Source organism: Mycolicibacterium aichiense (assembly GCF_010726245.1).
Classification (GTDB): domain Bacteria; phylum Actinomycetota; class Actinomycetes; order Mycobacteriales; family Mycobacteriaceae; genus Mycobacterium; species Mycobacterium aichiense.
The window spans coordinates 3,112,934-3,124,825 of record NZ_AP022561.1; the positions used below are offsets into that span (position 1 = coordinate 3,112,934).

11 protein-coding genes are annotated in these 11,892 nt (G+C 64.9%); 7 read left to right on the forward strand and 4 right to left on the reverse strand.

Features of this window, described 5'->3' with window-relative positions:
- Positions 1 to 24: 24 nt before the first annotated feature.
- Together G6N32_RS15130 and G6N32_RS15135 are read left to right on the forward strand one after the other, a co-directional pair.
- Positions 25 to 936, forward strand: coding sequence for an enoyl-CoA hydratase (locus G6N32_RS15130; RefSeq protein ID WP_115320291.1), 912 nt, complete (start codon positions 25 to 27; stop codon positions 934 to 936).
- Between the two features lie 309 nt (positions 937 to 1,245).
- The gene (locus G6N32_RS15135; protein ID WP_163789277.1) at positions 1,246 to 1,815 is read left to right on the forward strand and encodes a C40 family peptidase; all 570 of its coding nucleotides are present in this window, start codon (positions 1,246 to 1,248) and stop codon (positions 1,813 to 1,815) included.
- Positions 1,816 to 1,866: 51 nt separating this feature from the next.
- Here G6N32_RS15135 and G6N32_RS15140 read toward each other — a convergent pair whose 3' ends face one another.
- The 3 genes from G6N32_RS15140 to G6N32_RS15150 are packed head-to-tail and all read right to left on the reverse strand — an operon-like array spanning position 1,867 to position 4,762.
- On the reverse strand, positions 1,867 to 3,315 hold the full coding sequence (locus G6N32_RS15140; RefSeq protein ID WP_197935718.1) for an APC family permease: 1,449 nt from the start codon (positions 3,313 to 3,315) through the stop codon (positions 1,867 to 1,869).
- On the reverse strand, positions 3,316 to 3,510 hold the full coding sequence (locus G6N32_RS15145) for a ferredoxin (RefSeq protein ID WP_115320292.1): 195 nt from the start codon (positions 3,508 to 3,510) through the stop codon (positions 3,316 to 3,318).
- 52 nt (positions 3,511 to 3,562) lie between these two features.
- A complete protein-coding gene (locus tag G6N32_RS15150) occupies positions 3,563 to 4,762 on the reverse strand; it encodes an MCE family protein (protein ID WP_115321250.1) in 1,200 nt (399 codons plus the stop codon).
- Positions 4,763 to 5,211: 449 nt separating this feature from the next.
- Between G6N32_RS15150 and aceA the strand changes: the two genes are divergently transcribed.
- Positions 5,212 to 7,515 carry an isocitrate lyase ICL2 gene (gene aceA / locus G6N32_RS28630; protein WP_115320293.1) on the forward strand — a complete coding sequence of 768 codons (2,304 nt, stop codon included), beginning with the start codon at positions 5,212 to 5,214 and terminating at the stop codon, positions 7,513 to 7,515.
- 222 nt (positions 7,516 to 7,737) lie between these two features.
- On the opposite strand, the gene G6N32_RS15160 is transcribed toward aceA, so the two are convergent.
- Positions 7,738 to 8,358, reverse strand: coding sequence for a TetR/AcrR family transcriptional regulator (locus G6N32_RS15160; RefSeq protein ID WP_115320294.1), 621 nt, complete (start codon positions 8,356 to 8,358; stop codon positions 7,738 to 7,740).
- A gap of 59 nt (positions 8,359 to 8,417) precedes the next feature.
- On the opposite strand from G6N32_RS15160, the gene G6N32_RS15165 reads away from it, so the two are divergent.
- The 4 genes from G6N32_RS15165 to G6N32_RS15180 all read left to right on the forward strand — a co-directional run bounded on the left by G6N32_RS15165 (position 8,418) and on the right by G6N32_RS15180 (position 11,892).
- Complete coding sequence (locus G6N32_RS15165; RefSeq protein ID WP_115320295.1) at positions 8,418 to 9,428, forward strand: aromatic ring-hydroxylating dioxygenase subunit alpha; 1,011 nt, start codon at positions 8,418 to 8,420, stop codon at positions 9,426 to 9,428.
- Entirely contained in the window at positions 9,415 to 10,500 is a 1,086-nt protein-coding gene (locus G6N32_RS15170) for an NAD(P)H-dependent amine dehydrogenase family protein (RefSeq protein ID WP_115320296.1), read from the forward strand. Before G6N32_RS15165 ends, G6N32_RS15170 begins: the two co-directional genes overlap by 14 nt.
- Positions 10,501 to 10,745: 245 nt before the next feature.
- The gene (locus tag G6N32_RS15175; protein ID WP_115321251.1) at positions 10,746 to 11,414 is read left to right on the forward strand and encodes a VldE C-terminal domain-containing protein; all 669 of its coding nucleotides are present in this window, start codon (positions 10,746 to 10,748) and stop codon (positions 11,412 to 11,414) included.
- Positions 11,392 to 11,892: an Rv2253 family sensor-like surface protein gene (locus G6N32_RS15180; protein ID WP_473743255.1), complete on the forward strand. Its 501-nt coding sequence runs from the start codon at positions 11,392 to 11,394 to the stop codon at positions 11,890 to 11,892. Before G6N32_RS15175 ends, G6N32_RS15180 begins: the two co-directional genes overlap by 23 nt.

Genomic DNA, 11,892 nt, shown 5'->3' on the forward strand with positions numbered 1-11,892 from the left:
TTCTCGTCTGCATAGAATGCCGCTATGTCCACCGATTACCGCTTCCTGACCTACGAAGAGTTCGATGACGGCCGCATCGTCCGCATCATGCTCAACCGTCCCGAGGCACGCAACGCGCAGAACCGCGGCATGCTGGTCGAGCTCAACGAGGCGTTCCTGCGGGCTGAGGCCGACGACACGGTTCGAGTGGTCATCCTGGGCGGCCACGGCCCGATGTTCTCTTCCGGTCACGACCTCGGGTCGGCGGTGTCCCGGGCCGAGTACACCCCCGGGCCGGACCAGCACCCGAGCTTCCAGGGCCTGGGCGCCACCCGCGAGGGCGCGGAGAAGCTGATGCTGCAGGAGTGGCACCACTTCTTCGCCAACACCCGCCGCTGGCGCGACCTGCGCAAGATCACCGTCGCCCAGGTGCACGGAGACGTCTACGCGGCGGCGCTGATGCTGATGTGGGCCTGCGATTTGATCGTGGCGGCCGAAGGCACGCGGTTCGCCGATGTGGTGGGGACCCGGCTGGGCATGTGCGGTGTCGAGTACTTCGCCCATCCGTGGGAGTTCGGTCCCCGCAAGACCAAGGAGCTGATGCTCACCGGCGATGCCATGGAGGTCGACGAGGCCTACCAGCTGGGCATGATCTCGAAGGTCTTTCCTCAGAACGAACTCGCGGACAAGACGCTGGAATTCGCCCGCCGGATCGCCGAGGTGCCCACGATGGCCGCGTTGCTCGCCAAGGAAGCGGTCAATCAAACACAAGACAACATGGGCTTCTACAACGCGCTGAACGCCTGCTTCACGCTGCATCAGCTCAATCACTCGCACTGGGCACAGGTCCACGAGGAAGGCTGGCCGGTGGCGCTGGAGTCTGACGGTGTGCCCAACTGGAAGACCGCCCCGCCGATCGTGCCTGCAGTCAAGGATCAGGTTCGCGCCGAAGGCTGATCTTCGGCCCCTCGCGCGATCACGGCAAAGTCGCGATTCCACCTCACCTGAATCGTTCAAGTAGTTTCGGCGCCGTCACGGCCAGTGCCGATGAGCCACCCGGTCGCGCAACCACCGCCAAAGCGCTGCCAGCCCTGGGTTGCCGAAATCCCTTGTAATAACGTTTAATTCGCGGAATGCGCAAAGCGGTTCAATCGGATTATCCTTAAATTTCTCAGAATTTATGTTGTGCAGACCACACGGTTTTGCGAAACGTGGTGAAAAGCACAGACTTTGGTGTACGCGCAAATTGTTGTTAGTTTCGGCCGCATGTTTGCAATCGCGACGTTGATGACTCTGATCAGTCAGGTGTCAGGCACGCCGTACGTCCCCGGCGGGGACACACCGGCTGGCACCGACTGCTCGGGACTGGCCTCCTGGGTGTCCAATGTGGCCACCGGCAGGCCCGCCTTCGGCAGCCGGTTCCACACCGGCAACGAGGAAGCGGCCCTCCTCGCCCGCGGATTCCACTACGGAACCGCCCCCAACTCGCTGGTGATCGGCTGGAACCGCGGCCACACCGCAGTCACGCTGCCCGACGGCACCGCGGTGTCCAGCGGTGAGGGCGGCGGCGTGCGCGTGGGCGGCGGCGGCGCCTATCAGCCGCAGTTCACCCACCACATGTACCTGCCGATGCCTGCCGAGGATATGCAGGATCCGCTCGCGCCGCCGCCGGGCCCCGATGCTCCCCCGCCGGCCCCGGATGCGCCGGTGTTCGTCGACGCCGTCGATGCACCGCCGCCGCCGGCTGCGGATGTTCCTCCGCCGGCCGGCGACATCGTGCCGGTCAATGCCGATATCGCCCCTCCGCCAGGCGATCCCGCCCCTCAGCCTGCATAGCGCATCGATGAATGCGCCGCATTGCCCACCTGGGCAGTGCGGCGTACTTCGTCAAAAGCCTTGTTGGGCTACGAGTTTCTCTCCTGCTTCGCGGGCAGCGGCGGGCCGCGCGAGCACGCCGGCCACAACCAGCACCAGAGTGGCAACAGCCAGGCACGGCCCCCACACCGCACTGCCTTGTGGCCACGGAATCACGTTGCGATACAGGGTGTATCCCAGCAGCGCCAATCCGAGCAACGGCAGGATCACCTCCGACTTGCGAATCCGGTTGTCACGCGCGAGGAACAGCAGCCTTACCGCTCCCAGCGTGGCCAGCGCGTAGGCCACCAGCAATATGAGCGTGCCCGCTGTGGCCGCTATGGTGAACACGTCGAATGGTCGCGCTCGCAGGGCAACCCAGCCGATGGCCTGGATCCCGAATACCACCGCCACCGCTGCAGCGGCTGCGACATGCGGGACGTTGCGCCTGGGATGCACCGCTGCCAGCGCAACCGGGCCGATACCGTCCCTGCTGAGCGCGAACATCAGCCGGCTCGCCCCCACCACGCTGGCCAGGCAGCAGGCTGCCGCGCTGAACGTGGCGCCGACGACGATCACGTAGGACAGCCAAGGGGCAACGTACTGCTCTGCGAGATCGCCCATCAGCGCGTCGGACTTGCCGAAGGCCGTGACTCCGGCGGTGTCCGTACCGAACGCCATCATCTCGATTGCGGTGACAACCACGAAGAACACCCCACCGAACAGCGCGGTACCGAGGATGGCGCGGGGAATGTTGCGCCGCGGCGCCTCGGTCTCCTCACCGAGAGTCGCCGCAGCCTCGAAACCGGCGAAAGACAAGAATCCGAACACGACTCCCAGGAAGACCGTCGAGACCGAGGTACCGGGGGCGACGGTGAACACCGACATGTCCACGTGCTGACCGCCGGGCGCGTGGCCGGAGATCAACGTGCCCAACGTGATCGCCGCCACCACCAGGATCAGCATGACCGTCAGACCTTCGGTGACCAGGAGGACGGTGGCGCCTCCTTTGATCTCGCGGGCTGCGAGCCACCACACCCCAGCGAGCACGAGCCAGGCGAAAATGAACGCAATCCAATCCGGTAACTCGTTGGGAAAAAGGATTTTTCGAGCCAGATCGGTGAGGAAAATGCCAGCCGCCGTCGCGGTCACCGCGCCGAAGAAGACGTAGGTTCCCGCATTCAGCCAGCCGGCCACACTGCCGGCGCGCGGTCCGAGCGTGACACCGACGAAGGCGTACACACTGCCGGCGTGGCTGAACCGTTGCGCGAGCCGGACGAACGTGTGGGCGATCAGCAGAACACCGACGGTCGCCAACAGGAATGCCAGTGGGACGGCACGCCCGACCGCGGAAGCCGTCCCCTGCGGATTGATGTTGATCGCCATCGACGGCGCCATGAGAGCAACCGACACACCCACCGCCGACCAGACAGTGAGGGTCCGGCGCAGTGTGGGGTCACCGGACACCTCGTGCGCGGCCAATCAGTCGCCCCAGAGCACCAGCGCCTGTTCCGGGCAGGCTTCGACACCGTCCCGGGTGCGCTGCTCGTCCCCGGGTGCGACGTCGTGGTCCTCTAGTGTCGAGTAACCCATGTCATCGACCGGGAACAGTTCGGGATCAACGGCATAGCACAGGGCATGGCCCACGCATCGTGACCTCTCCAGATGGACCCGCATCGGCTCAGGTTAACCGCGGGTCCGAGGCGCGCGTGCCGATTCCGGTAAGCCCTCAGGGATTGATGGTGTTCTCTCCGACCTGACGACCCCACACGTACTCGGTGAGCAAGGGCTGGCCGAGTTCGAAGTGGTTGTACGGCGCGATCGAGGCTCCGTCATCCATCACCAGATAGGGGGCCGGCCAGAAATTGCGGTCGACCGTCTGCCAACATCCCGGCGCTCCACCCGGACCGCCCCTGCCGTTGGTCCTGGGCAAGTTGTCCGGGTATACGTAGGGATTGGGCGCACCCAGGATCTCGGTCATCGTGCTGAGTGAATATCCGTTGCCGCCGAACGCATCCAGTGCGCTGGGCGCCGCTTGTGCGATGTTGCGGATGCCGCAGAACAATTCCGGGCTGTAGGTGTCCAGAAGCTGAGTGGTGGGCACCAGATCCGCCATCCCGCGAACGAAGTACGGCTTGCTGCGCTCGAAAATGTCGGCGCCGGTGTTGCCGAACCCGATGGAGGCCAGCAGCGCCGCATCGATGTCGTGCTGCTGGCCGTTGAGCGAGTTCGCGGTCACCACCGCGTGGTCGAGCGCATCCCACAGGTCCGGGCTCGCCTTGGTGTAGACGTCGGCCAGATCGCCCAATCGTTGGATGTCGCGGCGAATCTGCGGCATCTGCGGGTTGATGTCGTCGAGCACCGTGTTCCCGTTGACGATCGACTGGCCGAACTTGGTGCCCAGCCCGTTCAGCGCTTCGGCCGCCGCCGACAGGGTCAGATTCAGCTTGACCGGATCCACCTTCTCGGCGATCGACGTGACCGTCTCGAACAGAGTGTTGAACTCCGTGGTGACGCTGGAGGCGTTGATGACGTCAGACGTCGTCAGACGGGCCGCCACCGGGTTCTTCGGTGTCGACAGCGCGACGTATTTGTTGCCGAAGACCGTGGTGGCCTTGATGTCGGCGTGCACATTGGCGGGAATGTAGGCCAAATAGCGGGGCTCGACGTCGAGTCGCAGCCGCGCAATGTTCTTTCCATCGCGCTCACCGGAGCTCACATTTATGACCCGGCCGATCACCACTCCGTTGAAGGTCACCTTCGAACCCGTGTCCATCACCAGGCCGCCGCGATCGGAGACCATCGTCAGGGTTGCCCGCGGCGACAGGTCGCCGCGAAATTGCAGATAGACCAACGTCAGGACCGTGACGATCACGGCAAGGAACACCAAGCCGGCGGCCTTCAACGGCGGACGGTCGCGCCAGTTCACTTCCAGCCCCTCCTCAACCCCGACCCAAGCGAACGAGCGCCCCTCCCGGCCGTGGCCAGTGACGTGGACCACAGGAATGTACCTGATTTCAGTGTCGAATGGTCGCCATTCGCGCAATTAGCCAAACCGTAAATTCGGTAATTCTCGTTGCGCCGTCGTCAATATAAGCCCCGCCGAATTCACGCGGTGAAATATGCAGTTACCCAAGCCATTCCGCGAACCGTCACGTCCACCACCAATGCCCCGATAGGGGTTGGAATTTGCCTTTGCAAAATTTGCTGCTTATGTATGGCGCCGACGATGCACGAGTGGTGACCGCCTAGCGGATGCTGACGGTATCCCGAACTGGCTCCAAACCCGCTCCGGTAAGCGGTGGAGTCGGGATAATCGACTGTGCCGCCCGGGGGTGTCGCCGGCGCGGGAACAGCTCAGCGAGGAGCGTGAGACTTATGTCCATCATCGAAGCGGACTCAGCGACCCAGTCGCCCCACGAGCGTGCGGTCAGCGAAACCCAGCAATACATCGACGGTCCGCGATTCGAGGGGATCACCCGCCTCTACACCGCCGCCCAGGTTGTCGAGCAGCGCGGCACGATCCCGGTCGACTACACCGTCGCCCGCGAGGCGTCGGCCGCCTTCTACAAGCGCCTGCGGGAACTCTTCGCGGCCAAGAAGAGCATCACCACCTTCGGGCCGTACTCGCCCGGCCAGGCGGTGACGATGAAGCGGATGGGCATCGAGGGCATCTACCTCGGCGGCTGGGCGACCTCGGCGAAGGGATCGACCACCGAGGACCCTGGCCCGGACCTGGCGAGTTACCCGTTGAGTCAGGTGCCCGAGGAAGCCGCGGGCCTGGTGCGCGCGCTGCTGACGGCCGACCGCAACCAGCAGTACCTGCGCCTGCAGATGACCCCGGAACAGCGCGCGGCCACACCGGCCGTCGACTACCGCCCGTTCATCATCGCCGACGCCGACACCGGCCACGGCGGAGACCCGCACGTGCGCAACCTGATTCGCCGCTTTGTGGAGGCCGGCGTCGCGGGATACCACATCGAGGATCAGCGCCCAGGCACCAAGAAGTGCGGCCACCAGGGCGGCAAGGTGCTGGTGCCGTCCGACGAACAGCTCAAGCGGCTCAACACCGCCCGATTCCAGCTCGACATCATGGGTGTGCCGGGCATCATCGTCGCCCGCACCGACGCCGAGGCGGCCAACCTCATCGACAGTCGTGGAGATGAGCGCGACCAGCCGTTCCTGCTCGGCGCGACCAATCTCAAGGTGCCGCCGTACAAGTCGTGCTTCCTGGCGATGGTCCGCCGGTTCTACGAGTCGGGGGTCACCGAGCTCAACGGTCATCTGCTCTACGCACTGCCCGAAGCCGAATACGCGGTGGCCGACGCGTGGCTGCAGCGCCAGGGCATTGCGGACCTCATCGCCGAACAGGCGAGCGCATGGCGCGAGGGTAGAGAGCATTCGCTGGACGCCCTGTTCGACAAGGTCGAGTCGAGATTCGTCGACGCCTGGCAGGACGACGCGTCGCTGGACACCTACGGCGACGCCGTCGCCGAGCTTCTGGCGTTCCGGGAGAGCGAAGGCGAGCCGCACGAGATGAGCGCCGCGGAATGGCGCGAGTTCGCCAAGACCGCATCACTGTATGCGGCGCGGGAGAAGGCGCGCGAGCTCGGCGTGGACGCCGCGTGGGATCCCGAGCGGGCCAAGACCCCCGAGGGTTACTACCAGGTGCGCGGCGGCATTCCCTACGCGATCGCGAAATCCCTTGCCGCAGCACCGTTTGCGGACCTGTTGTGGATGGAGACCAAGACGGCCGATCTGGCCGATGCCCGCGAGTTCGCCGAGGCCATCCATGCGGTGTATCCGGACAAGATGCTGGCCTACAACCTGTCCCCCTCGTTCAACTGGGACACCACCGGGATGACCGACGAAGAGATGCGGGCCTTCCCCGAAGAGCTCGGGAAGATGGGCTTCGTCTTCAACTTCATGACCTACGGCGGCCACCAGATCGACGGTGTCGCCGCCGAGGAGTTCGCCACCGCACTGCGCCAGGACGGCATGCTGGCGCTGGCGCGCCTGCAGCGCAAGATGCGGCTGGTCGAATCGCCTTATCGCACGCCGCAGACGCTGGTCGGTGGTCCGCGCAGCGATGCCGCGCTGGCGGCGTCCTCGGGCCGCACCGCCACCACCAAGTCGATGGGCAAGGGCTCCACCCAGCACCAGCATCTGGTGCAGACCGAAGTGCCCAAGAAACTGCTCGAAGACTGGTTGGCGCTGTGGAGCGAGCACTATGAGCTCGGCGAGAAGCTGCGGGTGAGCTTGCGGCCGCGGCGAGCGGGCGGCGAGGTCCTGGAGCTCGGCATCTGGGGCGAGCGGGAAAAGGGCGGCGAGCAGGAGCTGCTGGCCAACGTGCTCGTCGACCCGATCAAGGACCGGCACGGCCGGAGCATCCTGACGGTGCGCGACCAGAACACCTTCGCCGAGAAGCTGCGCCAGAAGCGCTTGATGACGCTGATCCATTTGTGGATGGTGCACCGGTTCAAGGCGGACGCCGTCTACTACGTGACGCCGACCGAGGACAACATCTACCAGGCCGACAAGATGAAGGCGCACGGCATCTTCAGCGATGTCCACAAGGACGTCGGCGAGATCATCGTCGCCGACGTGAACCAGGAGCGCATCGCCGAGCTGCTGGACCCCGACCGGGTGGCGCTGAAACGGCTTATCGCCAAGGAGGATTGACCTCGCTCGAGATCGACGCTGGCGCGGGAAAGTACGAGTGACGCCCACGCTGGCGTCGATCTCGGCGCGAAACTAGGCGAACCAGCGCGAGATTGAACTCACGCCGCGCTCTACTCGCACATACCCTGCGTGGCTTCAATGTCACGGAAGACTGCGTCGAGATCGACGCTGGCGCGGGAAAGTACGAGTGACGCCCACGCTGGCGTCGATCTCGGCGTGAAACTAGGCGGACCCGAGGTAGGCGACGATCGCGTTGGTGAGCCCGCGGCGGGCCGCATCGAGATCGCCATAGCTGCCGAGTTGCTTCTCGGAGGCGATCCCGCGCATCGCGCCGGGAATCAGCCAGGCCATCTCCCGGATGCGCTGCGGATCGACGTGCAGGTCCGCGAACGCCTTCTGGCAGGTCTCCTGCCAGCCCTGGCCCCAGGAGAACAGCTCGGCGGCGGTCTGCGGATACTGCTGCTCGAGGTCGGCATGCTCCCGCGGCAGCGCGGCCCGCAGGTTCTCGATCGCGCGCGAGTCGCGGTTCGTCAACCCGTCGTAGAGCGTGTCGATGATGCCGGCCACTCGGTCACGCAAGCTCGCCGACGTATCCGGCGGGCTGAAGATGTTGGCGCGCCGCTCGGCGGTGTAGCGCAGTACCGCCGCCCAAAAGCCGTCGGTATCACCGAATTGGTATTGCACGGTGCCCCAGGTCGCGCCGGCATCCTTCGCGATCCGGTTGGCCGACACCGCGCCGGGCTGACCGGACGCCAGCGCAGTCAACGCGGCTTCGAGCAGGCTCTCGCGGGTGGCCGAACCCCGGCGGTTCGGCCGTCGTCGCGCGCTGTCCGCTTCGGCCACATCGACAGCCTAACCCAGATTCATTGACACTTCTATGATCTGTTTCTAGACTCGCCAGCGTGGCGAAACCGTCCCTGTCGATGAAGCCCACCGGCTGGTTCCAGGTGGCGTGGTCCGACGAGATCGCGGTCGGCGACGTCCACCGCATGAAGTACTTCGACACCGACATGGTCGCCTGGCGCGCGCAGTCGGGAGCGTTGACCGTGATGGATGCCTACTGCGAACACCTCGGCGCTCACCTCGGGTATGGCGGCCAGGTGGTCGGCGAGGTCATCCAGTGCCCGTTTCACGGCTGGCAGTGGAACCACGAGGGACGCAACGTCTGCATTCCCTACCAGGACAGGCCGAATCGCGGCCGCCGGATACCCACCTATCCGGTCGTGGAGCGAAATTCCTCGGTGTACATCTGGCATGACATGGAAGGTCGCGACCCGTACTTCGACGCGCCGGACATCTTCGCCGACTTCGGTGACGACAAGACCGCTGCCGACTATTACCCGCAGGCCCGGCTATACCGGCCGCAGCTTGAACTTCATCCGCAGTATGTGCTCGAAAACGGCGTGGATTTCGCACATTTCAAGTTCGTGCACCAGACGCCCATCGTGCCGCTGTTCACCCGTCACGATTTCGACGAGCCGGTGTCCTACGTGGATTTCACGATCACGTTCGAGGGCGACGAAGGCCAGATCATCGACGACATCAACAGCGGCGTCGAGGCCATCAACGGCGGACTCGGTGTCGCGGTCACCAAGAGCTGGGGCATGGTGGACAACCGCACGATCTCCGCGGTCACCCCGGTCGACGAGTTCACCTCCGACGTCCGGTTCATGGTCTACATCGGCCGCAAACCCGGCGATGACAGCCCCAGAGCCGAAGCCAAGGCGCAAGCCTTCGCCCAGGACGTGATCGACCAGTTCGCCGCCGACATCCAGATTTGGCAGCACCAGCGCTACACCCACCGGCCCGCGCTCGCGACCACTGAATTCGACGGCTTCACCGCAATTCGCAAGTGGGCCAACCAGTTCTATGTATCCGACCATCAAGGAGAACCCGCGAATGTCAGCCAATAGCCCAATTCGGGTGTTCCAGGTGGCGACCGGAAACGTCGGCACCGAGATGATCAAGCGCATCGGTGAGCATCGCGGCCTGGAGCTGATCGGCCTGCATTGCTACTCCCCGGAGAAGATCGGCCGCGACGCCGGCGAGATCGCCGGAATCGCGCCGATCGGCGTCACCGCAACCGGATCCGTCGACGAGATCATCGCCGCCAAGCCCGATGTGCTGACCTTCCACGGGGTGTTCCCCGATGAGGACCTCTATGTGACGGTGCTCGAGGCGGGCATCAACATCGTCACCACCGCGGACTGGATCACCGGCTGGCATCGCGACACCAACCATCCGCACCATTCCGGCAAGAAGGTGTCCCAGCTTCTCCAGGAGGCGTGCGAGAAGGGCGGCTCCACCTTCTACGGCACCGGCATGAACCCCGGAGTCAACCAGATCCTCGGCGTCGTCTGCTCGTCCGACGTCGCCGAGATCGAGAACGTCACCACCATCGAGTCCGTGGACGTGTCGTGCCATCATTCGGCAGACACCTGGAAAGAGGTCGGCTACGGCCTGCCCGTCGACGACCCCGCGCTGCCGGGGATGCTCGAGAAATACACCCGGGTCTTCGCCGACAGCGTGCTGATGATGGCCGACTGCTTCGACCTCGAACTCGACGAGGTGAAGTTCACCTACGAACTGGGCGCCTGCACCAAGGACGTCGACCTCGGTTGGTACCAGTTGCCCAAGGGCTCACTCGGGGGCAACTACCTCAAATACCAGGGCATGGTCGACGGTGTGCCGCGAGTCGAGACGCATCTCGAGTGGCAGATGACGCCACATACCGATCCGAGCTGGGACATCAAGGGTTGCTACATCACCCAGATCGCCGGCGACCCGTACGTCTACAACAAGCACATGATCTTTCCGAAGCCGGGCGTCGACCTCTCCGACGTGGAGTCGTTCGCGTCCATCGGTATGACCGTCACGGGGTTGCCGGCGCTCAACGCCATCCCCGCGGTGGTGGCCGCCGCACCGGGCTTGATCACGAGCGCCGACCTGCCGCTGCGCGGATTCGCGGGCCGGTTCAAGAAGTAATCGCCGCAATCTGAGGCTGATCGAGCGAACGGTAACGACGACAGTATCGGTCCGGATTCGGTTCGGTGAACAGAAGATGAACACCCAGCTCAGAGCCCACCCGGGCGCCGATTCGCACGCTTCCGCGCGCGCCGCGACCGCGGTTCGATAGCAACGTTTCAGGGTCTCCCAGCTGCCCTGGACACCAGTCCAGAAGATAGCGAACGGTGTATGTGCGCCGGAACTGTCCAGGTAAAGTGCCGTCCGTGGGAAAACACCGGTTAGCCAGGCCCCGGCGCCGATGGTCGGTCGCGGTGGTCGCGCTGGCCACTCTCCCGTTGGCCGCCGTGCTGTCCGGCAGCACCGGCTCCGGCCCCGCCAGGATGACATCGGGCACGGTCGAATGCTGTGCCGAACTGGTCGCCGCAGCGCCCCTGGATGTGGGCGCCGCACCTATCGGGGCGCACTACGTCGTCATGACGCAGGCCGAGTTGGTGGCCAGCAGAAGTGCGGTCAACCGCACCCCCCTGCACGCGCTACCCGCGGGCGTCGGTGTCGAGCAGGGGCTGCAACTCAAGACGGTCCTGGCCGAACGCCTCATCAGCGCCTACTTCCCGGAGATCCACAACATCGGTGGAGTGCGGGCCGACTCGTTGAAGTGGCATCCGATGGGATTGGCCATCGACGTGATGATCCCGAACTGGCAGACGCCCGAAGGCAAGGAACTGGGCGACCGGATCGCGGCATTCGCCCTCGCCAATGCCGACCGGCTGTCGCTGAATCACGTGATCTGGCGCCGCATCATGTACGACCACGGCGGCAAACCGTCCCTCATGCCCAACCTCGGCGGCAACGACGCCAACCACTACACTCACGTTCACATCGCCACGAACGGTGGCGGCTATCCCACCGGTGGCGAGAGTTATTTTGGCTAGCTTCAAGGTTTTTGGTGTCGCGTCGAGCGCCGCTGTGCTGCTGATGGCCGCACCCGCCGCGCACGCCGACGAGGCATTCTGGGGTGGTTGGTACAAGATCACCTTCCACACCGATCAGAAGTCGGGCACGTCCATCGCGGCGACACAGCAGGAAACGCCGTACACCGCCTCGTTCAAGATCACCACGGACTGTTCGGCCGACATCTGCACCGCCTCGGTGCTCGACGGCCCGACACCCAAGGACAACGCCGCGCAATCGACCAGCTTCGTGTGGACGGGCTCGCAATGGTCGCGGTCGAACAGCTGGCGATGGGACTGCACGCTGCCGGACGGCACGATCACCTACGACCCGGCGCATTCGGTGACGACCTACACGCCGCAATCGGATGGATCGCTGGCGGGCACGTTCCAGACCACGATTGAAAGCGGTGCGTGCCAGGGCACCGTCACCATCCCGGTGACCGCCGCGCCGGCCTGA

Bases quoted from the DNA above. Each gene is read 5' to 3' on its own strand.
- G6N32_RS15135 (WP_163789277.1), top strand. From the start codon at position 1,246: ATGTTTGCAATCGCGACGTTGATGACTCTGATCAGTCAGGTGTCAGGC.
- G6N32_RS15130 (WP_115320291.1), top strand. From the start codon at position 25: ATGTCCACCGATTACCGCTTCCTGACCTACGAAGAGTTCGATGACGGC.
- G6N32_RS15145 (WP_115320292.1), bottom strand. From the start codon at position 3,510: ATGCGGGTCCATCTGGAGAGGTCACGATGCGTGGGCCATGCCCTGTGC.
- aceA (WP_115320293.1), top strand. From the start codon at position 5,212: ATGTCCATCATCGAAGCGGACTCAGCGACCCAGTCGCCCCACGAGCGT.
- G6N32_RS15170 (WP_115320296.1), top strand. From the start codon at position 9,415: ATGTCAGCCAATAGCCCAATTCGGGTGTTCCAGGTGGCGACCGGAAAC.